The organism is Pseudonocardia ailaonensis (genome assembly GCF_039531635.1).
Lineage (GTDB): Bacteria > Actinomycetota > Actinomycetes > Mycobacteriales > Pseudonocardiaceae > Pseudonocardia > Pseudonocardia ailaonensis.
Map to the genome: position 1 here is coordinate 23,391 of NZ_BAAAQK010000019.1, position 21,432 is coordinate 44,822.

Sequence of the window (21,432 nt, forward strand, 5' to 3'; positions counted from 1 at the left end):
AGTCCACGATGGACACTCTCGACATCCCGCTCTTGGAACGGATCGACGAGATCGACGCCCGCTGGCTCGAGGCCGCGCTGGGCGGCCGGGTCGCGGGCTTCACCACCCGCCCGATCGGCGCCGGCAACGTCAGCGACACCGTGCTCGTCACCGTCGACTGGGCCGAGCGCCCGGACGGGGCGCCCGCCGCCGTCGTCGCCAAGTTCCGGCCGAGCGTGCCGGAGGTGCACGCCCACGGCGTGGGCAGCGGCGCCTACCACCGCGAGATCGGCGCCTACCGGGCGATCACCGAACGCGCGGCCTGCCGGATCCCGCACCTGCACCACGTCGACGGCGACGAGACCAACATCAACCTCGTGATCGAGGACCTGACCGGGGCGGAGGCGGGCAACCAGGTCGCCGGCTGCGACATCCCGCACGCCGAGGCTGTACTCCGCCAGTTCGCGCGGCTGCACGCCACGTTCTTCCCGGTGGACCTCGCCACCGCGCCGGCCTGGCCGATCCGGATGACCGAGGTGGCCGGCTACTGGTCGGAGAAGGCCCGCGCCGGCGCGGTCGAGGTACGGAAGCGCTTCGCGGACCGCCTGTCCGCCACCGACCTCGACCTGGTCGACGGGATGGCGGAGGTGGTGCACGCGTGGCACCTGCTGCCACAGGAACGCCTCACGCTCACCCACGGCGATCCCCGCGTGGACAACATCCTCTTCGAGAGCGTCGGCGGCCGGCTCGGTGCCGTGCTGATCGACTGGCAGGTCACCGGCCTGCGCAACCCGATGTACGACGTCGGCTACTTCCTGTCCGGCAGTGTCGGCATCGACGACCGGCGGGCCCACGAGCAGGCGCCGCTGGAGCACTACGTCCGCGAGTTCGAGGCGGTCGCGCCCGGGTACGCCCTGGCCGACGCGATCGAGGACTACCGCACCCAGGTGCTGTCCGGCCTGGTCATCACCACCGCGGCGACCGCGATCCTGCCGGACGTCGAACCGGTGAACACGCTGCTGCTGGCCCTGCTGGAGCGCAACTGCGCCGCGGCGGCGGACTGGGACTCGGTGGCCGTGACCCGCGAACGCAGCGCATGACGGCGCATCCCGAGCTGGGCTTCTACACCCTCGGCGGGCACGTCGAGAGCCCCCGGGCGATGCTCGGCGAGCTGCGGCTGGCCGAGGAGCTGGGGCTCGGGGCGGCCTTCCTGTCGGAGCGGTTCGCGCTCAAGGAGGCGGCGTCGCTCACCGGCGCCGCCGGGGCCGTCACCGAGGACATCCGGATCATCACCGGCGCCACCAACCACGGCACGCGCCATCCGGCGGTCACCGCGGCGTGGGCGACGACGGTGCACCGGCTGACCGGGGGCCGCCTCACCCTCGGCCTGGGGCGTGGCCTGGCGCCGCAGCTCGCGGCTTTCGGGTTGCCGCCGGTCACCACGGCGCAGCTCGAGGCGTTCATCGGGCTGATGCGGCGGCTGTGGCGGGGCGAGACCGTGACGGACTGGCCGGGCTGCCCGGCGCTGCGGCTCGATCCCACCTTCGACGAGCGGATCCCGGTGGGGCTCACCGCCTTCGGCCCGAAGACCCTCGCGCTGGCGGGCCGGGCGGCGGACGTCGTCATGCTCCACACCTACTTCTCCGACGAGACGACCGCGCGGTGCGTGGAGACCGTCCGGACCGCCGCCGAGCGGGCCGGGCGCGATCCCGCCGCCGTCGAGGTGTGGTCCTGCTTCGCGACCGTGCCGGACACGCTCGACGAGGAGACGCAGGCGCGCCGCACCGTCGCCCGGCTCGCGACGTACCTGCAGGTCTACGGCGACCTCATGGTGCGCACCAACGGCTGGATCCCGCTGCACTGCAACGGTTCCGCGAGGACCCGGTGCTCGCGGGACTCTCCGGCTGGGCCGACATCGTGGCCACCCGGGACGAGATCGCGCACCTCGGCGAGGTCATCCCGCCGGAGTGGCTGGCGGCTGCGGCGACGGGGTCGGCCGAGGACTGCGCCCGCGCGGTCCGGGCGCAGTTCGACCTGGGCGTCGACGGCGTGATCCTCCACTGTTCCACGCCGGCCGAGCTCGCGCCGGTCGTCCGGGCCTACGCCGGGGTCGCGGCCGTCCGGTAGCCCGCCAACGCCGGGAGCAGCGCGTCGAACACGAGATCCTGCTGGGCTGCGGTCTCGGCGAGCGGGTGCAGGATGAGGTCGGTCGCGCCGGCCGCGGTCAGCGCCTCGAGCTGCTCGAGGCACTCCGCCGCGTCACCGGCCACGGTGACCGTCGCCCCGAGCTCGGGGCGGCGGTAGAAGGTCCCGAACCACTCCTCGATGGTCGCCCGCGCCCGTGCCCGGTCGCCCTCCACCAGCAGGTACACCCGCTTGCCGACGGCCATGTCGGGGCGCCCGGCCTCCGCGCAGAGAGCCCGGAACCGCGCCGCCAGCTCGGCGAACTCGGCGGTGCTGTGCCGGCCCGCGCCGATCCAGCCCGACCCGAACCGCAGGGCCCGGCGCAGCGCCGCCGGGGCGCCGCCGCCGACCCACAGCGCGGGCGGGACCGCCGGGTGCGGGCTGAGCGTCACGCCGTCCATCGGCCACAGCGGGCCCGGATGGTGCACGTCGGCCTCGCGCCAGAGCCGGGGCAGGACCTCGAGGAACTCGTCGAGCACGTCCCGCGGGGCGGGCGGCCCGTCGTGGGCGCAGCCCAGCCCGAAGGTCGGGAAGTGCGCCCGGTTGCCGCTGCCCACCCCGACCACGAGGCGGCCGCCGCCGGCCAGTGAGTCGAGCGTGGCGAGCTCCTTGGCGGCGGCGATCGGGTTGCGTCCCGGCACCACGTACACCGCGGTGCCCAGCCGGACCCGCTCGGTCATCGCCGCGGCGAACCCGAGCACCCCCACGGGCCCGGGGGTCGGCATGCGGCCGATCAGCTGGTCCAGGACCCACAGCGAGTCCAGCCCCGACGCGTCCGCCCTGGCGAACCACTCCGCCATCTGCGCTCGGCCCGCCCCGGTTCCGTGGGCGAGCGGCACACTCAACCCGATGCGAGCCCCGATCATGGCGCCAGCGTCGGGGCCGCGCCGTTATCGGGTCCGTTACCGCCCGCGGCGTGCCGCGGGACGAGACGCGCGCGGGGCATCGTGCACGCCATGAGTGCCGCACGGTTCCCCGTCGAAGCGGGACACGTCCTGATGTTCGCCCGCGCGATCGGGGACGAGAACCCCGCCTACCAGGGGGCCCTGACCGGGGAGCCCGTGGTCGCACCGCCGACCTTCTCCTGGGCGTCGGCCCACTACGACCCGGAGTGCCGGGTGCGCCCGCGGCCGGGTGCGCCCTGGCCGCCGTACGGCAAGGGCGGGCTACACGCGGAGCAGAGCTACACCTACCACCGCCCGATCCGCTCCGGGGACGTCCTGTCGGTGACCGAGCGACCCGGCGAGACCTGGGTGAAGGAGTCCCGCAAGGGCGGGAAGCTCCGGTTCGCCGAGGAGATCAGCGAGTACCGCGACGAGGCGGGCGAGCTCGTCGTCACCGCGTGTATGACGATCGTGCAGCGGGAGGAGTCGTGAGCGCCGGAGTGGGCAACGGGCTGAGCACCGGTGCGGGCACCGTGCGGGTGGGTGACGAGCGCACCACCGTCGTCGTCGAGGACCTGAAGCGGGCGCAGATCGTGCAGTACGCCGGCGCGTCCGGGGACTTCAACCCGGTGCACACGGACGAGCCGTTCGCCACCGGCCCGGCGGCGAGCCCGAGCGTGTTCGCGCACGGGATGCTGACCATGGGCATGGCCGGGCGGGCCCTCACCGACTGGTTCGGCCCCGAGGCCCCACTGACCTACAAGGTCCGCTTCCTGACCCCGGTCTTCCCGGGCTCGACGCTGAGCGTCCGGGCCGAGGTGCGGGCCGTCGAGGGCGACACGGCGACCGTGGGCCTGACCGTGACCGACCAGAACGGCGTCACCGTGATGACGGGCGACGCGACCGTCCGGACCAGCGAAGGAGCCCGACCGTGACCGCACAGACCCCGACAGATCGGACCGGGGACGCGCCCGTCGACCACGTCGGATTCGGCGGCGGCACCATGATCTCCGCCGGCTACGGCGCGGTGGCCGAGGACGACGCCCGGGGTGCGCTCGACGCCGCGTTCGCCGCGGGCGTGCGCTTCTACGACACCGCGCACTTCTACGGGTCGGGGCGTTCGGAGTCCCTGGTCGGCGAGATGCTGCACGAGCGGCGAGACCGGATCACGTTGTGCACCAAGGGCGGCGTGCGCTACACCGACCCCAGCGACATGCGGACCCTGGTCTGCGACTCCTCCTACGACGGGCTGCGGGCCTTCATGGAGGAGTCCCTGACCCGGCTGCGCACCGACCACGTCGACATCTACCTGCTGCACCAGTTCGACCCGGCGCTCACGCCGGAGCAGCAGATGGAGAACCTGGCGCGGCTGCGCGAGGACGGGCTGGTCAAGGAGGTCGGCTTCTGCAACTTCGGGGCCGAGGCGAGCCGGCGCGCACTGGCCACCGGGATCCCCGGCGTCGTCGAGTACAGCTACAGCCTGCTCGACCAGCGCTACGTCACCGAGCTGTCCGACGCCGGCCGCCGCGGCGGGCGCCGGATCACCTACGGCTCCTACGTCCACGGGCTGCTGTCGCAGGACTTCGAGCCCGACCACGACTTCGGCCCGGACGACTGGCGGGGCCGCAGCCGGACGATCGGCCAGTCCGGCACGTCGGGCAACATCTTCTTCGCCGGCGACGCGTTCGCCGCGAACGTGCGGATCGCGAAGCGGCTCAAGGTGATCGCGGACGAGCTCGGGCTCTCGCCGGCGGCATTCGTGCTCGCCCTGACCGTCCGCGAGCCGCACTCGGACATCGCGCTGATGGGCGTGCGGTCCGCGCAGGAGCTCACCGACGGGCTCGCCGGGCTGTCCGTGCCCCTGTCCGACGACGTCCTCGCCCGGGTCGCCGAGATCCTCGCGGATGCGGACCGCCCCACCGAGAACCGCCTCGGGCTGCCCTCCTGACGCACGGGAACGGGGGACGGCGTCCGCCGTCCCCCGTTCCCGTGTGCTCAGCGCCCGGCGATCCCGTACGCCCGCATCCGCGTGCGCGGGGCGACGACCAGCCGCTGCGCCAGCCAGTCCGCGATGAGCTGGCGCGCCGGGTCCGGGTCGTCCGTCTGGATGTGCTCGGCGCCGCCGTCGGAGGCGGTGAACACCCGCAGCTCCTTGTCCGCCGAGCCGGCGGCCTCGAAGGCGCGGGCCGCGTCCGCGAGCGGGATCTGCTGGTCGTCCTCGCCGTGCACGATCAGCAGGGGCTGCGCGACCTCGGGCCAGACGTCGACGAGCGAGAACCGGCTGACGCGCTCGAGGGCGCCCTCCATCGTCTGCTCACCGAGCGCCCAGGGCAGCTGGAACCAGGGCACGTGGTAGGCCGCGCCGGTCTCCCAGCGCCGCCGCCACGTCGTCCCCCAGTCCCAGATGCCCGCCCAGGCCACGCACGCCGAGATCCGCTTCTCGTACGCCGCCGCCCGGGCCGCGTAGTAGCCGCCCAGCGACAGGCCCATCACCGCGACCCGGGAGGCGTCGATGCCCTCCCGGGTCTCCAGGTCGTCGATGATCGCCCGGGCCGGCACCTCGGAGTCCGGCCGGGCCGGCACCCCGCGGATGCGCAGGGGCTCGCCGACGCCCGGGGTGTCGATGACCAGGCAGGTGATGCCGCGCTCGGCGAACGTGCGGCCGATGATCGCGTAGAGCAGCTCCTTGGTCATGTCCAGGCCGCCGAACACGATCACCACCGGCGCCCGGCCGGTCTCGTCGAGACGCGAGGTGGCCGGGATCAGGTAGCCCGGGAGCATCCCGTCGGGCGAGTCCACGTGGATCCGCTCGACGGGCAGCGGCGTGTGCTCCACGGCGTCCGCGAACGCCTGCAGCATCGCCGCGTAGCTCTCGGACTTCACCGGTCCCGGCGGGATCTGCCGCTGGCCGGTGGCGTGGTACACCGACGCGCGCAGCAGCCGGGTCCCCGCCGTGGTGAGGTGCCCGGCCCGCACGTCGATCTCGGCGAGCCCCTCCTGCTGGTGGCCCATCGCGGACCACGCCTTGCCCCACTCGAAGACGTCCGTGGACCCGGAGTCACGCAGCGGGGCGAGCCAGCGGTGGATGTCGCCGATCGTCCCGCCGGCCATCAACGCGAGGTTCACCGAGGTGGACCACGCGTAGTTGCCGGGGAAGTAGGAGAACAACGACACTCCTCGTGGTCCGTCGGTCGGGGAACAGTGTGTACCGCCGAATCGTTATCGGCCGCGTTACGCCGTCCGCTACGGGGTCGGAACGGCCCACTGGGCCAGCGGCTTCTCCTCCGGCGGGGCCATTCCGCCGATCTCGGGGTACACCTTCGTGGCCATGAGTTCCATCTCGCGCATCAGGTCGTCCGTCGGCTGCTGGGCCCAGTGCCAGATCAGGATGGAGTACTCGTAGGGCACCTGCGCCCATTCCGCGCTGAACTGCCGCCGGGTGTCGTCGACCGTACCCCCGAGGAACAGCCCGGAGTTCTTGATGCCCTGCAGCACGTCCGAGCCCGCCTGCATCTTGTGCGTGAAGAACTTCTGGTAGAAGTTCTCGAAGATGTCGGCGTCGTAGTCCATCAGCGCCTTGTCGAAGGCGGCGGCGGAATCCGTCACGTGCGGCCAGCGCACCGGGGCCTGGTTGGCGCCCAGGGGCAGCGGGTGGCCGACCTTCGCGGCCTCCTCGGCGTAGATCTCCGCGAACTTCGTGGTCTTGCTGGCGGGGGAGAAGCTGCACACCACGAACCCGTTGCGGGCGCAGTAGCGGATGGACTCCTCGGAGCTCGACGACGCCACGAAGACCGGCGGGTGCGGACGCGTGTAGGGCGCCGGGGTCACCGAGATCTTGCGGATCGTGCCGTCGGCGTCGACCTCGCCCGGGGCACCCATCGTGGCGGCACTGTCCGCGGCCGGGTAGCCGACGACGCCGGTGTCGTAGGGGAAGGGCACCTGGTAGGTCGAGCCCTTGAACTCCAGCGCGTCCTCGGTCCAGGCCTTGAGCATGAGCTCGACCTGCTCCTCGAACACCTGCCGGTTGCGCTGGTCGATCGCGCCGCCGTCGGAGATCGTGGCCTGCGCGCCGTGGTGCTGGCCCATGATGTCGGTCCAGCGCGACTGGTAGCCGCGGGACAGGCCCGCCCAGAAGCGGCCCTCGAGCATGTGGTCGAGGACCGCGCACTCCTCGGCGACGCGGATCGCGTCGTGGGTGGCGATCGGGTACCCGTTGGTGCCGATGTTGATCCGGCTGGTGTGCGCGCCCAGCCAGGCGTTGACGACGCCGGGCGCGGGCGCGGGCTCGTAGCCCTCGGAGTGGAAGTGGTGCTCGATGCCGGCGAAGCCCCAGAAGCCCAGGTCCTCGGCGTGCTTCGCGATCCTCGCCCAGTCGCGCATGATCTTCTGGTACTCACCGCGGTCGCGCCCGAGCGGCCGGCGGGCGGCGCGTCCCTCGGCGCCCCCTTCCGCCGGGACGACGGGATAGAGCTGGACGATTGCCTTGACGGCCATGGGTCACCCCTCTGCTGGTTGTTCCCCGCCGGCACGCGGAAGCCCGCGGAACCCCTGTAGGGAACCCGGTGCGCAGTGACACGGGTCGTTCCCGAGGGCGGATAACAAGACCGGTAACGCGGCGTCCCCTACAACCACGGTCATGAGGATCTGCCGTTTCGTGCCCCGCGGCGGCCCGGACGCCGACGTCCGGCTGGGCCTGGCCACCGGTTCGCTCGAGGATCCGCTGGTGGTCGACGCCGCCGCGGTGCTCGCCGGCCGGCTGCTCGCCGAGGGTGGGGACCCCGAGCGGGCGGTCACGCTCGCGCGGACGCTGCTGCCGCCGTCGACCGTGGCACTGCTCGGGTCGTGGGAGCGGTCGCGGCGCGAGCTGGCGGACCTGCTCGACACGCTCACCGACGCCGAGCGCGACGGCACCGGACCGCTCGGGGCCCACTCCTACCCGCGCTCCGCGGTGCGGCTGCTCTCCCCGGTGGACCGGCCGCCGACGCTGCGGGACTTCTTCGCGTTCGAGGACCACATGGTCAACGCGCTCAAGAACCTGGGCAAGGAGGTCCCGCCCGAGTGGTACGAGGCCCCCTCCCACTACGTGACGCGCAGCGCCGCGGTCTTCGGGGCCGACGAGACCGGGCAGTGGCCCGCCTACACCGAGATGCTGGACTACGAGCTGGAGTTCGCCGTCGTGATCGGCAAGCGCGGCCGCGACGTCGCACCCGAGGACGCGTGGTCGCACATCGCGGGACTCACGATCTTCAACGACCTCTCGGCCCGTGACGTGCAGCGCCGCGAGATGGGCACCCGGGTCGGCCCCGCCAAGACCAAGGGCTTCGACAACGGCTGCGCGCTCGGCCCCTACCTGGTCACGACGGACGAGATCGCCCGTCCCTTCGCCGCCGGTATGCGCGCGCTGGTCAACGGCGCGCAGTGGTCCTCGGGCACCGCCGCCTCCATCCACTGGTCGATCGAGCAGCTCGTCGCGCACGCGTCGGCGGGGGAGACCCTGCAGCCCGGTGACGTGCTCGGCTCCGGCACGGTCGGCACCGGCGCGGGCATCGAGATCGACCGGTGGATCAAGCCGGGCGACACGATCCGCCTGGAGATCGACGGCCTGGGCGCCCTCGAGACGCGCGTCGAGCGCCCGTGAGCGCCCTCCTGCGCGAGCGGAACCTCCCGGTCACGCTGCCGGACGGCGTGGTCCTGCGGGCCGACGTGTACCGCGATCCCGCGGCCGGCCCCCAGCCGGTGCTGCTGCAGTACACCGCCTACGACAAGTCGAACTGGACCTCGGTCAACGGCGTGGTCAACCCGGAGCGGGCGGTCGACGCCGGGTTCGTGGTCGTGGTGGTCGACGCCCGGGGGCGGTTCCGCTCCGAGGGCGAGTTCCGGCCCTTCGTCGACACCGGGCCGGACGCCGCCGCGTGCATCGCGTGGGCCGCCGAGCAGCCCTGGTCCACCGGCCGCGTCGGGATGTACGGGGCGTCGAACAACGGGGTCCCGCAGTGGCAGGCGCTGCGGGAGAAGGCCCCCGCGCTCGGCGCGATCGTCCCGCATTTCACGGCGTCGGAGTTCGACCAGGGCTGGGTCTACCGGGGCGGGGCCTTCACGCTGGGCTTCAACCTCTGGTGGAGCGTCGCGAACCTGGCGCCCGACCAGGTCGCGCGGGTCGGCGCGGACCCGGCCCCGCTCGCGGCCGCCCTGCGCGATCCCGGCTTCGACCGGCTGCCGCTCGAGGACGTGCCGGCGCTGGCCCACTCCCCGCACTACGCGGAGTGGGTCGCGAACCCGCCCGGGTCGGACTACTGGCGGGACCTCTCCGCCCGCGACGCCCTGACGACGACCGAGGTGCCGATCCTCAACGTCGCCGGCTGGTACAACGTCCACCTCGACGGGAACCTGGCCAACTTCGAGGCCGTCGCCTCCTCGGGGGGACCGGCAGCCCGGTCTCAGCGGCTGGTCATCGGCCCGTGGATCCAGTGGATGCCGACCTTCCTCGGCGACTCCTGCGGACCCGAGCGCCGCTTCCCCGGATCGCTGTCGATCGACCTGGAGGGCATGCAGCTCGCCTGGTTCGCCCACCACCTCGGCGACGGTCCCGATCCGGCGTTCCCGCCGGTGCGGCTCTACGTGATGGGTGCGGACGTCTGGCGCGACGAGCAGGAATGGCCGCCGGCCCGGGCCCGGACCGTGCCGTACTACCTGCACGCCGACGGGACACTCACCCCCGAGGAGCCGGGGGAGGAGCCGGCCTCCTCCTGGGTGCACGACCCGCACGATCCCGTCCCCACCCGCGGCGGGTCGACGTACCTGCCCACCGCGCCGGCCAACATCGGCCCGATGGACCGCGCCGACCTGCACACCCGTCCGGACGTGCTGCTGTTCCGCGGGCCTGTGCTGACGGAGCCGGTCGAGGTCACGGGTCCGGTGCGCGCCGTCGTCCACTTGCAGACGGACGCGCCCGCCACGGACGTCACGGTCACGCTCGTCGACATCCACCCCGACGGCCGCGCGACGCTGCTGTGCGACGGGATCCGCCGGGTCACGGCGGAGCAGGTCGCCGCGGCGGGGGACGAGCCCGTGCGCGTCGAGATCGACCTGGTGGCCACGAGCAACCTGTTCCGCGAGGGGCACGCGATCGGCGTCGAGATCGCGAGCAGCTCCTTCCCGAAGTGGGACCGGCACGCGGGCACGCAGGACGGGCGGGCCCGCTCGTCGGCCGACCTGCGGGTGGCCCACCAGACCCTGCTGCACTCGTCGGAGTTCCCGGCGGCGGTCCTGCTGCCGATGGTGCCCGTCCCGGGTGCCGGGGAGGTGTCGGCATGAGGCCGCTCGAGGACCTGCGCATCCTCTGCGTCGAGCAGTTCGTCGCCGGGCCCTTCGGGTCCATGGTGCTGGCGGAGCTCGGCGCGGACGTGATCAAGATCGAGGACGCGCGGCTGGGCGGCGACGTCGCCCGCTACGTCCCGCCGCTGCAACAGGGGCAGGACTCGGTGTACTTCGAGGCGTTCAACCGCAACAAGCGGTCGATCGCCCTGGACCTCACCACGCCCGCCGGCCGCGACGTGTTCCGCCGCCTCGCCGCCCATGCCGACGCCGTGTACTCCAACCTGCGCGGCGACGTGCCGGAGCGGCTGGGGCTGACCTACGCGCAGCTCGCGGACGTCAACCCGCGCATCGTCTGCGTCTCCCTCTCGGGCTACGGGACGACCGGCCCGCGCCGCGCCGAGCCCGCCTACGACTACATCCTGCAGGGCATGGCGGGCTGGATGGCGCTGACCGGCGAACCCGGCGGCCCGCCCGCGAAGTCCGGACTGTCCCTCGTGGACTTCTGCGGCGGACTCGTTGCGGGACAGTCGCTCCTGGCCGGCGTGCATGCGGCGCGCCGGGACGGGGTGGGCACGGACTGCGACGTCAGCCTCTTCGAGACGGCGATGGCGATGCTGACCTACCCGGCCGCCTGGCAGCTCACCGGCGGGATCGAGCCCACCCGGCGCGCGCACTCCGCCCATCCGTCGCTGGTCCCGTTCCAGAACTTCGCGACGTCCGACGGCTGGATCGTGGCGGGCGGCTCGAAGGAGAAGTTCTTCCGCGGCATGGTCGCCGCCCTCGGCATCCCCGACCTGGCCGACGATCCGCGCTTCGCGGACTTCCCGTCCCGGCGCGAGAACGAGTCGGTGCTGCTGCCGATCCTCGCGCAGGCCTTCGCCACCCGCACCACCGCGGAGTGGATCAAGGAGCTGGGCGCCGCCGGCGTCCCCTGCGGCCCGGTCAACACCGTCGAGGACGCCCTCGACGACCCCCAGACCCACGCCCGCGGCCTCCTCCTGGAGGTCGACCACCCCGACCTCGGCCGAGTCCGCCAGGTCGCGGGCCCCGTCCGGGTGGGCGAGCGCCCGTCGGAACACCGCCGAGCCCCGAAACTGGGCGAACACACCCGAGAGGTCCTCACCGAGCTCCTCGGCACGACACCCGAGGAGCTCGCGACCCTGTCGCAGTCCGGAGCCTTCGGCCCCGACACCCCCTGAAGATCCACCCGAACGCCACCCCCGCGCTCTCCGGACCGCGCCGATCACTCGCCCAAGATCAATCCGAGGGTGTCACGAGCGCTCCCGCGGTAGCGCTGTAGTGACACCCGGAGTGATCACTTCCGCAAGATCGCTCCGACGGGAACCTGAGCGCCTTCGTCGCAGCGCTGTGGTGGCGCCCGCGAGGATCACCTCATGATCGATCCGAGGGTGACACGAGCGCGGATGCGGCAGCGCTGTGGTGGCTCCCACGTCGATCACTCGTGCAAGATCGCTCCGAGGGGTACCCGACAGCTCTCGTCGCAGCGCTGGGGTGGCGCCCGCGAGGATCACCTCCATGATCAATCCGAGAATGACGCGAGCGCTCCCGCGGCAGCGCTGTGGTGACACCCGGGGTGATCACTTCCGCAAGATCGATCCGGGGGACGCTCGAGCGCCGATGCGGCGGCGCTGAGGTGCCGCTCGGAAGGATCAACCGGTGATCATTGTGAGCGGGGCAGCTGGGTTGTGCAGGCCGCGCTGGGGTGGCGGCGGGAGCGATCACGACGCGGTGATCTCTCCGGTAGTGACACCTGCGCCTTCCTGACAGCGGTGAGGTGCTCCTCGAAACGATCACCGGAGTGATCGCTGTGGGAGTGACTCGAGCGCTGTCGCTGCGACGCTGAGGTGCCGCTCGGAAAGATCACCGTGGTGATCGATCCAGGGATGACGTGAGCGCCGGCGGGAGAGCGCTGAGGTGACGCTGGTAGGGATCACCTGGTGATTGATCCGAGGGTGACGTGAGGGCGGCCGCGACAGCACTGAGGTGTCTCGGAGCGATCTTCCGCAGCTGATCCTCGTGAGAGTGACCGCAGCGCTGGGGGGACAGTGCTGGGGGGACAGTGCTGGGGGGACAGCGCTGGGGTGGCGGTCGGGTCGATCATGACATCGCGGAGGGCCGGCCGTCGGGTGACGGCCGGCCCTCGTGCACTGCGTGGGTTACTCCTCGGGGCGCCAGAAGGGGAGGCTGGACTCGTCGTTGACCTTGACGAACTCCACCTGGACGCGTTGGCCGATGCGCACGTCGTCGACCGAGATGCCGACCACGTTGCCCATGATGCGCGGGCCCTCGTCGAGCTCGACGACGGCGACGGCGAAGGGGGTCCACTCGTTGAACGGGGCCGCGCCGGACTGGCGGACCACCGAGAACGTGTGGATCACGCCCTTGCCCGCGGTGGTGAGCCAGCCCGGCTCGCCGCCGCACTGCGTGCAGATCGGGCGGGGATAGAACTGGCGGTGCCCGCAGTCCGGGCACTCCTGGACCAGGAGCTCGCCGCGGGTCGTGGCCTCCCAGTAGGGGGCGGTGGCGGCGGAGAGGAGCGGGACCGGTCGTCCCTCGACCTCGGTTCCGGCGAGCGTCATGTCAGTTCCGTCCCTTCCCGAGGATCACGGTGCCCATCGCCGACAGCCAGCCGCCCGACCCGCATGCCAGGGCGTACTCGGCATCCTTGACCTGGGCGTCGCCGCCCTGCCCGCGCAGCTGCCGCACGGCCTCGATCAGCAGGAAGATGCCGCGCATGCCGGGATGGCAGGCCGACAGCGCGCCGCCGTCGGTGTTGAGCGGCAGCGCCCCGCCGAGCTCCAGCGCGCCGGACGCGGCGAACGGGCCGCCCTCGCCCTTCTTGCAGAAGCCCAGGTCCTCGAGCATCAGCAGCGCCGTGATCGTGAACGAGTCGTAGAGCTGGACGGTGTCGATGTCGTCCGGGGTGATCCCGGCCTGCGCGAACGCCTCCTTGCCGCTGCGCTCGGCGGCGGTGCGGGTGTAGTCCGGCATCTGGCTGATGTTCCAGTGCGTCTGCGCGGACGCGGCACCCAGCACGTGGACGGCCGGCTGCTTCAGATCGCGAGCCCGCTCCTCGGTGGTCATGATGATCGCGCCGCCGCCGTCGGACACCACGCAGCAGTCGAACAGGTGCAGCGGGTCCGCGATCATGCGGGAGTTGACGACCTGCTCGATCGTCAGCGGCTTGCGGTACTGCGCGTTCGGGTTCAGCTGCGCGTGCTTGCGGCACGCGACGGCGATCGCCGCCAGCTGCTCCGACGTCGTCCCGTACTCGTACATGTGCCGCTGGGCGGCCATCGCGTACGCGCCGATCAGCGTGTTGCCCCAGGGAGCCTCGAACTGCAGCGCGCCGGGGATCTTCTCGCCGGGGGCCTTGGCGCCGAAGCCGGGGTTGGTGCCGGACTTGGTGTAGAGGTCCGAGCCGTACACGATCAGGACGTTCTCGCACAGGCCCGCGCGGATCGCCATGGCGGCGTGCGCGACGTGCAGCTCGAAGCTCGAGCCGCCGACGGCCGTGCCGTCGAACCAGCGCGGGTTGAGGCCCATCTGCTCGGCCATCACGCCCGCGTTGTCCGGCTCGGCGAAGTTGCCCTGGGCGCAGGCGAAGCCGTCGATCTCGCCGAGGGTCAGTCCGCTGTCGGCCAGTGCCCGGCGGGTCGCCAGGATGTGGTGGCCGATCGAGTCGAGGTGCGGCGCCTTGGGCAGATCGCTCAGGCCGATGCCCGCGATCACGGGTTCGCGGTTCGCCAATGGATTCTCCTTCTCTTGCAGAGGATTCAGTGCCGTCTCAACGGCGCGGGAGGCCGAGGATCCGCTCGGCCACGATGTTGCGCATGATCTCGTCGGTACCGCCGGCGATGCGGTACGACGGGCTGGAGAGCAGGACCTCGGACCACACGTAGGTGCCCCACTCGCCGGAGTCGGCCGCCATCCGCGGGCCGAGCACGCGCCCGGCCAGGGACGCCAGCGCGCGCAGGTTCTCGGACTCGGTGAGCTTGACGACCGAGGCCTCGGCACCGGGCTCGCCGCCCGCCGCCATGCGGGCCGCCGCGGCCCCGCCCGTCCAGCGGGTCACGAGATGGCGGATCGCGATGCGCGCGAACTCCTGGCGCACCACGGCATCGCCGTCCCGCCCGGCGTGGCGGATCAGCTCGGCCAGCCGGAACACGGGCTCGCGCGCCGGGTCCGACGCCCGCGCCCCCATGGACGCCCGCTCGTTGCCGAGCGTGGTCATCGCGACCTTCCAGCCGTCCCCCGGGGAGCCGAGGACGTGGCTGTCGGGGACGAACACGTCGTCGACGAAGACCTCGTTGAAGGCCTCGCCACCGGTCATCTGCCGCAGCGGGCGGACGTCGACGCCCGGGTCGTGCATGTCGACGAGCAGCATGGTGAGGCCGCCGTGCTTGGACGCCTCGGGATCGGTGCGGACGAGCATCTCGCCGACGTCGCTGTAGTGCCCGCCGGACGTCCAGACCTTCTGGCCGCTGACCATCCAGCCGCCGTCGACCCGCACGCCGCGGCTGCGCACCCCGGCGAGGTCGGAGCCGGCGCCGGGCTCGGAGAACAGCTGGCAGGCGATCAGGTCCGCCCGGAACAGGGCCGGCAGCATCTCCTGCTTCACGCCCTCGGTCGCCCAGGCGACGATCGTCGGCGCGACGATGTTGTGCCCCACGTTGAAGCACTGCTCGGTCGGGACGTCGTAGCCTGCGACGATCTCGTCGTAGACGTCCTGGTGGGCTCGGTCGAGCCCGGCGCCGCCGTACGCCGGAGGGCCGGTGATCCAGCCGAGGCCCGCGTCGAAGAGCAGCTTCCGGAACGCGACGGCCTCCTCGACCATCCGCAGCTCCTCGGCCCGCGAGGGCTCGGCGCCGCCCGAGAGGGCGTCGGAGCCGACCCCCCAGCCCCCGGTGCGGTCACCGCGGGGCTTGGCGTTGGCGTCCAGGAAGGCCCGGACGTCGTCGGCGAAACTCATGTTCCGTCCCCTCGCAGGAGCCGGCGGAGGATCTTCCCGCTGGCGTTCTTGGGCAGAGCGCCACCGTGCAGGCGGAACTCGGTGGGCACCTTGTAGCGGGCCATCCGCTCGGCACAGAAGGCCGTGAGCTCGGCGGGGCCGGCGGCGGTGTTCTCCGCGAGGACGACGTGCGCGCGCACGGACTCGCCCCAGAACTCGTCCGGCACCCCGACCACCGCGCACTCGACGAGCCCGGGGAACTCCGCGAGGACCGTCTCGATCTCCACCGGGTAGACGTTCTCGCCGCCGCGGATGATCATGTCGTTCTTGCGGCCGGCGAGGTAGAGGTAGCCCTCCTCGTCGAACCGGCCGAGGTCGCCGCCGCGGAACCAACCGTTCACGACGACCTCCGCCGTCTTCTCGGGACTGCCGAGGTATCCGCTCATCACCATGTCGCTGCGGCTGACGATCTCGCCGACCTCGCCGACGGGCAGCTCCTGGCAGCGGTCGTCCCAGATCTGGATGTCGATGTTCCAGCCGGGGCGGCCGACGGACTCCAACAGGTGCGGCGCGCCGTCCAGGGCCCGCAGGTGGTCCTCGGGCGTGAGGACCGACTGCATGCCCGCCTCGGTGCCGGCGCCGAAGCCGTTGTAGAAGTCGCAGTCCATGAGCTCCATGGCGCGCAGGAGCAGCGCCGGCGTCATGGGCGCGGCGCCGTAGAACACCGAGCGCAGGGAGGCGAAGTCCTCCTTGGACACCCCGGGTTGCCGCACCAGTGCGTTGATCATGGTGGGGACGAGGAAGACGTCCGTGAGCCCGGCCCGGAACCAGGGGAGGAGGGCGGCGGGGTCCCACTGCGGCAGCAGCAGCGACGCCGAGCCGCGTGCGATCGCCTTGAGCACCAGGGCGAACCCGGCCACGTGGTAGAGCGGCGAGGCGGAGTAGCGGAACTCGCCGCGCAGGAAGCGGTACTCCAGGACGGCGTTGGTGCACATGGTCTTCCACATGCGGTGGGACTGCATCACGCCCTTCGGCAGCCCGGTCGTCCCGCTGGTGAAGGCGACGGCGACGATGTCCTCGTCGTCGACCCGCACCTCCTCGAGCGTGGTCGACCGCACCTCGCTGTAGGGCAGGGTGCCCGGGCTGTCCTCGAGGCCGATCAGGGTGTCGAGGTACTCGAGCTCCGGCCGCACCGCCTGGACGTCCGCCACGTACCGGTCGCCGACGAGGATGGTCGTGGCCTGGGCGGCCTCGAGCAGGGTGCGGATCTCCGGGCGGCTCAGCCGGAAGTTCAGCGGGACCGCGACCGCGCCGATCTTCAGCAGGGCCAGCAGGGCCTCGACGTACTCGACGCTGTCCGTGGCCAGCAGAGCCACCCGGTCGCCGCGCCGGACCCCGAGCGCCTGCAGGCCGCCGGCGACGAGCCGGACCCGGTCGCGGACCTCGGCGAAGGTCGACCTCCCGGCCGGGGTGACGAAGCACGTCCCGGTCGGGTCGTGGTGGGCCGTCACGTCGATCCACTCGCCGATCCGGGTGCCCGAGAACGTCTGGCCCCGCAGCGGGGCCGGACGGGTTCGGGCGCTGGTCACCGGGACTCCAGCATCTGGGCCAGGACCTGGATCTCCTCGGTGCTGTTGCGCGGGACCACGAAGTCCTTGTCGTCCATGATCTGCGCGAGATGGTCGCGGACGGACTCGGCGGACAGCCCGGCGTCCTTCTCGGCCAGGTAGCCGCGTGTCACGCCGAGGAACACCCGGGCAACGCGGCCGCCGCCGGCGGAGAGGATCTCGCCGGTCAGGTCGCAGCTGTCGTGCGCCAGGAACGCCACGACGGGCGCCACGTTCTCCGGGCCGAGGTGCGGGTTGAGCGGGTTGTCGAAGGCCTCGGTCATGCGGGTGAGCGCGACCGGGCCGATGGCGTTGGCGGTGATGTTGTACTTCTTGCCCTCCTGGGCCAGGACCTTGATCAGCCCGACCAGGCCGAGCTTGGCGGAGCCGTAGGAGGCCTGCCCGAAGTTGCCGAAGAACCCGGCCGACGACGAGGTGACGACGACGCGCCCGTAGCCCTGCTCGCGGAAGTGCCGCCAGGCCGGCCGGGTGACGTGGAAGCCCCCCTTGAGGTGGACGTCGATCACCGGGTCGATGTCCGCGGGCGTGGTGTTGTGGAAGGTCTTGTCGCGCAGGATGCCGGCGTTGTTGACCACGATGTCGATGCGGCCGAAGGCCTCGACGGCGGTCGCGATCAGGGCCTCGCCGCCCGCGACGGTGGCGACCGAGTTGGTGTCGGCGACGGCGGAACCGCCCGCCGCCTCGATCTCGGTGACGACCTGGGCGGCCGGTCCGTCACCGCCGCCCTCCTCACCCGAGAGCGACGCACCGATGTCGTTGACGACGACGCTCGCGCCGCGGCGCGCCAGCTCCAGGGCGTGGGCGCGGCCGAGGCCGCCGCCCGCACCGGTCACCACGGCCACCCGTCCGTCGAATCGCAGGTCCACGGTTTCCCCTTCGTCGCGGCAGTCACGGACAATCACCGTTGACGAGGCCGGAGCCTCCGCCCGCGCAGTTACCCCCGTCGTTACCGGTCGCGGCGAAACGCACCGTGCCTACCGTCGGCCCGCATGACGGTTCTCCAGGAGCTGGAAGAGGTGCCGGCGGTCCCCGGGTGGGCCCCCGAGCACGAGGACTTCCGTGCGAGCGTGCGCCGGTTCGTCGAGCGGTCGTGGTCCGAGGAGACCGTGCGCCGGCTGATGGACACCGACGACGGGCACGATCCGGCGCTCTGGCGGCAGGCCACCGAGCAGGTCGGGCTGGCCGCGCTGCTGGTGCCCGAGGAGTCCGGCGGCGCCGGGCTGACCCTGCTCGAGGTCGGGCTGGTGGCCGAGGAGCTGGGCCGCGGTGTGGTGGGCGGCCCGTTCCTGTCGTCGGCGGTGCTGGGGGTGTCCGCGCTGGTGGCGGCGGGTGCGGGGGAGGACCTGCTCGGCCCGCTCGCCGAGGGCGCCTCGATCGCCACGGTCGCGCTCGAGGACCACGACGTGCGGGTGACCGACGGCCGGCTGCACGGCACCGCGCCCTTCGTCCTCGACGGCGCGCTCGCCGATCTCGTCCTCGTCCCGGTCGACGGCGTGCTGTACGCGGTGTCCTCCGACGAGGGGCTGACCCGCACCCGGCTGACCACCGTCGACGCCACCCGCAAGCAGGCCACGCTGACCTTCGACGGCGCCCCCGCGCGCGAGATCGGGCCGGTCGACACCGGGTACCTGAAGGACGTCGCCGCCGTCGTCGTCGCCGCGGAGCAGGTCGGCGGCGCCCAGCGCTGCCTGGAGATGTCCGTCGAGTACGCCAAGGTGCGCACCCAGTTCGGGCAGGTGATCGGCTCGTTCCAGGCGATCAAGCACCGCTGCGCGGACATGCTGCAGCAGGTCGAGCTGGCCCGTTCCGCCATGCACCAGGCGCTCCACGCGGCCGCGGACGAGAGCCCGCTGTTCCCGGCGCTCGCCGCCGCGGCCAAGGCCTTCTGCTCCGAGGCCTACACCTTCACCTCCGCCGAGACCGTGCAGGTCCACGGCGGGATCGGCTTCACCTGGGAGCACCCGGCGCACCTGTACTACAAGCGCGCCGCCGCCGACGCCCTGCTGTTCGGCGACCCCGACACCGCGCGCGCGGCCTTCGCCGACCGCATCCAGCTCTAGAGAGGAACCTCCATGGTCGCCGCGATCCGCAACGCGGACTGGTACACCGCCTTCCCCGAGGACTACCGCTGGTCCTACAACGTGATGATCGAGCTGGCCCAGGCCCGCACGGGCGGCGCCGAGGTCGGCGAGATCGACCGGATCTGCCGCAACCTCGCCGGCAGGGTCGGCGACGACGGCGCCTGGTTCGACGAGTGGAAGGCGATGGCCGACCGGGTCGCCGCCCTCGGCGAGGCCGCCCTGGCCCGCGGCGACCGGCGCAGCGCCTGCGCCCACCTGCGCCGCGCGTCGAGCTACTACTTCGCCGCCGAGCGCTTCCGCTTCCCGAAGGACGAGATCGCGCTCGACTGCTACCGGGACATGCTGCGCACCTTCCGGGCGGCCGCCGAGCTCGACGAGACCACGCCGATCACGCACGTCGAGCTCCCGTACGTCGACGTCGACGGGTCACAGAAGGCGCTGCCGGCCTTCTTCGCCTCCGCCGGGCCCGGCACCCCGGCCGTCGTGTTCATGAACGGCTTCGACGGCAACAAGGAGCTCAACTGGTTCCTCGGCGTCGAGGACCTGGTGGCCCGCGGGATCTCGGTGCTGTCCATGGACAGTCCCGGCGTCGGCGAGGCGATCCGCTTCCGCGACATCCCGCTGCGCCACGACTACGAGGCCGCCGGCAGCGCCGCGCTGGACTGGCTCGAGGCGAACACCGACGTCGACGCCGCGCGGGTCGGCGTCATGGCGCTCAGCCTCGGCGGGTACTACGCCACCCGCTCCGCGAGCATGGAGCCGCGCTTCGCCGCGTGCGTCGCCTGGGGCGCGATCTGGGACTACCACCGGATCTGGCAGGAGCGCGTGAACGCGGCCTTCGCCAAGCAGCTCCCCGTGCCCGGCGACCACCTCGTGTGGTCGACCGGCACGAAGAACGTGGAGGAGGCGCTCGAGCTGCTGGAGGGCTTCCGGCTCTCCGGCGTGGTCGAGAACCTGCGCTGCCCGTACCTGGTGGCCCACGGCGAGGACGACCAGCAGGTCCCGGTGGCGGACGCGGAGCGCCTCCACGCGGCGGCCGGCTCCGTGGACAAGACGCTGCGCGTGTTCACCGCCGAGGAGGGCGGTGCGCAGCACTGCCACATGGACAACCTGCAGATCGCCGTGCCGGAGATCTTCGGGTGGCTGGCCGACCGCCTGGGTGCCGTGGGTAACGGAGCCGATAACGAACCGGCCCTAGCGTCTGCCGGCACGAAGACCCTCGACGAGGAGCACTCGCGATGACCTCATCCGTCCAGCGCCGCCTGATCTCGGTCGACTCGCACGTCGTCGAGCCGAAGGACCTGTGGCTCGAGCGACTGCCGAAGAAGTTCCTGCACCAGGCCCCGCAGGTCGAGTCCCGGGAGAACGGCGACTTCTTCGTCGTGCCGAACACCGGGATGGGACCCAAGCCCGTCGGCACCGAGGGCGCCATGATCAACACGAAGATCAACGGCGTGATCACCTCGGCCACCGGCTACCGGTTCGAGGACCAGCGTCCCGGCGCCTACGATCCCGCCGCGCGGCTGATCGACCAGGACAGCCAGGGCATCGACGCCGAGGTCATCTACCCGGGCTGGCTGATCGTCCACAGCATCCAGGACTTCGAGCTCAAGGCCGCCTGCGTGCGGGCCTACAACGACTGGCTGTTCGACGAGTTCTGCTCGTACAACCCGGACCGGCTGATCGGCGCGGCCGCCCTGCCCGTCGGCAACGGCCCGATCGAGCCCGCCATCGCCGAGGCGCAGAAATGGGCCGACCGCGGCGCGAAGACCTTCCTGCTGCCGCAGCAGGTGCCCGGCAAGGCGTGGGGCGACGCGCACTTCGAGCCGCTGTGGGCCGCGATCGAGGAGATGGGCATCCCGGTCGGCTTCCACCAGGCCGCGGGCCAGGTCGCCGTGTTCGACGAGAAGACCTCGCCCGGGGTGTTCTGGACGGTCGCGATCGGCAACAAGATCAGCCTCGGCTGGGTCTTCATGCAGCTCGTCTACGGTGCGGTGCCCCAGCGGCACCCGAACCTCAAGATGATCCTGGTCGAGGGCGGGATCGGCTGGATCGGCTTCCAGCTCACCACCATGGACCACATGTTCACCGACCATCACCGCTGGACGGTGCCGGAGCTCGAGCTCAAGCCGAGCGAGTACTTCTGGCGCAACTTCTGGGCCACGTTCGAGGACGACCGGCCCGGCGTGCTCACCCTGCCGGTGCTCGACCACAAGAAGCTGATGTGGGCCGGGGACTACCCGCACACCGAGGGCAACTTCCCGTTCGCGCAGGAGCAGGTGGCGCAGGACTTCGCCGGCGTCGACGAGGACGTCGTCCGCGCGATGACCTACGACAACGCGGTGGAGCTGTTCGACCTGGCGACCGCCAAGGTCTGAGTGTCCGGT

19 protein-coding genes are annotated in these 21,432 nt (G+C 72.1%); 11 read left to right on the forward strand and 8 right to left on the reverse strand.

Annotated elements, in window-relative coordinates; translation table 11 throughout:
- Positions 1-8 precede the first annotated feature (8 nt).
- Both ABD324_RS25120 and ABD324_RS25125 read left to right on the forward strand, forming a co-directional pair.
- On the forward strand, positions 9-1,079 hold the full coding sequence (locus ABD324_RS25120) for a phosphotransferase family protein (protein WP_344421944.1): 1,071 nt from the start codon (positions 9-11) through the stop codon (positions 1,077-1,079).
- Complete coding sequence (locus tag ABD324_RS25125; protein ID WP_344421947.1) at positions 1,076-2,032, forward strand: TIGR03857 family LLM class F420-dependent oxidoreductase; 957 nt, start codon at positions 1,076-1,078, stop codon at positions 2,030-2,032. The genes ABD324_RS25120 and ABD324_RS25125 overlap by 4 nt, the downstream gene beginning before the upstream one ends.
- A 46-nt stretch (positions 2,033-2,078) precedes the next feature.
- Here the strand turns inward: ABD324_RS25125 and ABD324_RS25130 are convergent, their stop codons facing one another.
- Positions 2,079-3,029, reverse strand: coding sequence for an LLM class flavin-dependent oxidoreductase (locus ABD324_RS25130; RefSeq protein ID WP_344421950.1), 951 nt, complete (start codon positions 3,027-3,029; stop codon positions 2,079-2,081).
- Between the two features lie 90 nt (positions 3,030-3,119).
- On the opposite strand from ABD324_RS25130, the gene ABD324_RS25135 reads away from it, so the two are divergent.
- Genes ABD324_RS25135 through ABD324_RS25145 form a run of 3 tightly spaced genes read left to right on the forward strand, consistent with a single transcriptional unit; the run spans position 3,120 to position 4,995 of the window.
- The gene (locus ABD324_RS25135; RefSeq protein WP_344421952.1) at positions 3,120-3,539 is read left to right on the forward strand and encodes an FAS1-like dehydratase domain-containing protein; all 420 of its coding nucleotides are present in this window, start codon (positions 3,120-3,122) and stop codon (positions 3,537-3,539) included.
- Positions 3,536-3,982 carry a MaoC family dehydratase gene (locus tag ABD324_RS25140; protein WP_344421955.1) on the forward strand — a complete coding sequence of 149 codons (447 nt, stop codon included), beginning with the start codon at positions 3,536-3,538 and terminating at the stop codon, positions 3,980-3,982. The genes ABD324_RS25135 and ABD324_RS25140 overlap by 4 nt, the downstream gene beginning before the upstream one ends.
- Entirely contained in the window at positions 3,979-4,995 is a 1,017-nt protein-coding gene (locus ABD324_RS25145; RefSeq protein ID WP_344421958.1) for an aldo/keto reductase, read from the forward strand. Before ABD324_RS25140 ends, ABD324_RS25145 begins: the two co-directional genes overlap by 4 nt.
- A gap of 47 nt (positions 4,996-5,042) precedes the next feature.
- On the opposite strand, the gene ABD324_RS25150 is transcribed toward ABD324_RS25145, so the two are convergent.
- Both ABD324_RS25150 and ABD324_RS25155 read right to left on the reverse strand, forming a co-directional pair.
- Positions 5,043-6,215: an alpha/beta hydrolase gene (locus tag ABD324_RS25150; protein ID WP_344421961.1), complete on the reverse strand. Its 1,173-nt coding sequence runs from the start codon at positions 6,213-6,215 to the stop codon at positions 5,043-5,045.
- A gap of 75 nt (positions 6,216-6,290) precedes the next feature.
- Positions 6,291-7,541, reverse strand: coding sequence for an LLM class flavin-dependent oxidoreductase (locus tag ABD324_RS25155; RefSeq protein ID WP_344421964.1), 1,251 nt, complete (start codon positions 7,539-7,541; stop codon positions 6,291-6,293).
- Positions 7,542-7,683: 142 nt separating this feature from the next.
- Here ABD324_RS25155 and ABD324_RS25160 point away from each other — a divergent pair, with 142 nt between their 5' ends.
- From ABD324_RS25160 to ABD324_RS25170, 3 genes are read left to right on the forward strand one after another with little or no spacing between them, the layout of a single operon-like run.
- On the forward strand, positions 7,684-8,685 hold the full coding sequence (locus tag ABD324_RS25160) for a fumarylacetoacetate hydrolase family protein (RefSeq protein ID WP_344421967.1): 1,002 nt from the start codon (positions 7,684-7,686) through the stop codon (positions 8,683-8,685).
- Positions 8,682-10,361 (forward strand): CocE/NonD family hydrolase, encoded by a 1,680-nt coding sequence (locus ABD324_RS25165; RefSeq protein WP_344421970.1) that lies wholly within the window; start codon positions 8,682-8,684, stop codon positions 10,359-10,361. The genes ABD324_RS25160 and ABD324_RS25165 overlap by 4 nt, the downstream gene beginning before the upstream one ends.
- Positions 10,358-11,563, forward strand: a complete 1,206-nt coding sequence (locus ABD324_RS25170; RefSeq protein ID WP_344421973.1) for a CaiB/BaiF CoA transferase family protein — start codon at positions 10,358-10,360, stop codon at positions 11,561-11,563. Before ABD324_RS25165 ends, ABD324_RS25170 begins: the two co-directional genes overlap by 4 nt.
- A gap of 978 nt (positions 11,564-12,541) precedes the next feature.
- On the opposite strand, the gene ABD324_RS25175 is transcribed toward ABD324_RS25170, so the two are convergent.
- The 5 genes from ABD324_RS25175 to ABD324_RS25195 are packed head-to-tail and all read right to left on the reverse strand — an operon-like array spanning position 12,542 to position 17,830.
- Positions 12,542-12,964: a Zn-ribbon domain-containing OB-fold protein gene (locus ABD324_RS25175; RefSeq protein ID WP_344421976.1), complete on the reverse strand. Its 423-nt coding sequence runs from the start codon at positions 12,962-12,964 to the stop codon at positions 12,542-12,544.
- A 1-nt stretch (position 12,965) separates the two neighbouring features.
- Positions 12,966-14,135 carry an acetyl-CoA acetyltransferase gene (locus tag ABD324_RS25180; RefSeq protein ID WP_344421979.1) on the reverse strand — a complete coding sequence of 390 codons (1,170 nt, stop codon included), beginning with the start codon at positions 14,133-14,135 and terminating at the stop codon, positions 12,966-12,968.
- Positions 14,136-14,172: 37 nt separating this feature from the next.
- Complete coding sequence (locus ABD324_RS25185) at positions 14,173-15,357, reverse strand: acyl-CoA dehydrogenase family protein (RefSeq protein ID WP_344421982.1); 1,185 nt, start codon at positions 15,355-15,357, stop codon at positions 14,173-14,175.
- Positions 15,354-16,925 carry a class I adenylate-forming enzyme family protein gene (locus ABD324_RS25190; RefSeq protein ID WP_344421984.1) on the reverse strand — a complete coding sequence of 524 codons (1,572 nt, stop codon included), beginning with the start codon at positions 16,923-16,925 and terminating at the stop codon, positions 15,354-15,356. Before ABD324_RS25190 ends, ABD324_RS25185 begins: the two co-directional genes overlap by 4 nt.
- Complete coding sequence (locus ABD324_RS25195; protein WP_344421987.1) at positions 16,922-17,830, reverse strand: SDR family NAD(P)-dependent oxidoreductase; 909 nt, start codon at positions 17,828-17,830, stop codon at positions 16,922-16,924. The genes ABD324_RS25190 and ABD324_RS25195 overlap by 4 nt, the downstream gene beginning before the upstream one ends.
- A 123-nt stretch (positions 17,831-17,953) precedes the next feature.
- Between ABD324_RS25195 and ABD324_RS25200 the strand changes: the two genes are divergently transcribed.
- The 3 genes from ABD324_RS25200 to ABD324_RS25210 are packed head-to-tail and all read left to right on the forward strand — an operon-like array spanning position 17,954 to position 21,423.
- Positions 17,954-19,024 carry an acyl-CoA dehydrogenase family protein gene (locus ABD324_RS25200; RefSeq protein ID WP_344421989.1) on the forward strand — a complete coding sequence of 357 codons (1,071 nt, stop codon included), beginning with the start codon at positions 17,954-17,956 and terminating at the stop codon, positions 19,022-19,024.
- Positions 19,025-19,036: 12 nt separating this feature from the next.
- Complete coding sequence (locus ABD324_RS25205) at positions 19,037-20,287, forward strand: alpha/beta hydrolase family protein (RefSeq protein WP_344421992.1); 1,251 nt, start codon at positions 19,037-19,039, stop codon at positions 20,285-20,287.
- Positions 20,284-21,423, forward strand: coding sequence for an amidohydrolase family protein (locus ABD324_RS25210; RefSeq protein ID WP_344421995.1), 1,140 nt, complete (start codon positions 20,284-20,286; stop codon positions 21,421-21,423). Before ABD324_RS25205 ends, ABD324_RS25210 begins: the two co-directional genes overlap by 4 nt.
- Positions 21,424-21,432: the final 9 nt, after the last annotated feature.

What these genes read in the sequence shown, in the direction of transcription:
- ABD324_RS25205 (WP_344421992.1), top strand. Translation starts at nt 19,037, where the DNA reads ATGGTCGCCGCGATCCGCAACGCGGACTGGTACACCGCCTTCCCCGAG.
- ABD324_RS25210 (WP_344421995.1), top strand. Translation starts at nt 20,284, where the DNA reads ATGACCTCATCCGTCCAGCGCCGCCTGATCTCGGTCGACTCGCACGTC.
- ABD324_RS25160 (WP_344421967.1), top strand. Translation starts at nt 7,684, where the DNA reads ATGAGGATCTGCCGTTTCGTGCCCCGCGGCGGCCCGGACGCCGACGTC.
- ABD324_RS25175 (WP_344421976.1), bottom strand. Translation starts at nt 12,964, where the DNA reads ATGACGCTCGCCGGAACCGAGGTCGAGGGACGACCGGTCCCGCTCCTC.
- ABD324_RS25170 (WP_344421973.1), top strand. Translation starts at nt 10,358, where the DNA reads ATGAGGCCGCTCGAGGACCTGCGCATCCTCTGCGTCGAGCAGTTCGTC.
- ABD324_RS25200 (WP_344421989.1), top strand. Translation starts at nt 17,954, where the DNA reads ATGACGGTTCTCCAGGAGCTGGAAGAGGTGCCGGCGGTCCCCGGGTGG.
- ABD324_RS25130 (WP_344421950.1), bottom strand. Translation starts at nt 3,029, where the DNA reads ATGATCGGGGCTCGCATCGGGTTGAGTGTGCCGCTCGCCCACGGAACC.
- ABD324_RS25135 (WP_344421952.1), top strand. Translation starts at nt 3,120, where the DNA reads ATGAGTGCCGCACGGTTCCCCGTCGAAGCGGGACACGTCCTGATGTTC.
- ABD324_RS25185 (WP_344421982.1), bottom strand. Translation starts at nt 15,357, where the DNA reads ATGAGTTTCGCCGACGACGTCCGGGCCTTCCTGGACGCCAACGCCAAG.
- ABD324_RS25120 (WP_344421944.1), top strand. Translation starts at nt 9, where the DNA reads ATGGACACTCTCGACATCCCGCTCTTGGAACGGATCGACGAGATCGAC.
- ABD324_RS25125 (WP_344421947.1), top strand. Translation starts at nt 1,076, where the DNA reads ATGACGGCGCATCCCGAGCTGGGCTTCTACACCCTCGGCGGGCACGTC.
- ABD324_RS25155 (WP_344421964.1), bottom strand. Translation starts at nt 7,541, where the DNA reads ATGGCCGTCAAGGCAATCGTCCAGCTCTATCCCGTCGTCCCGGCGGAA.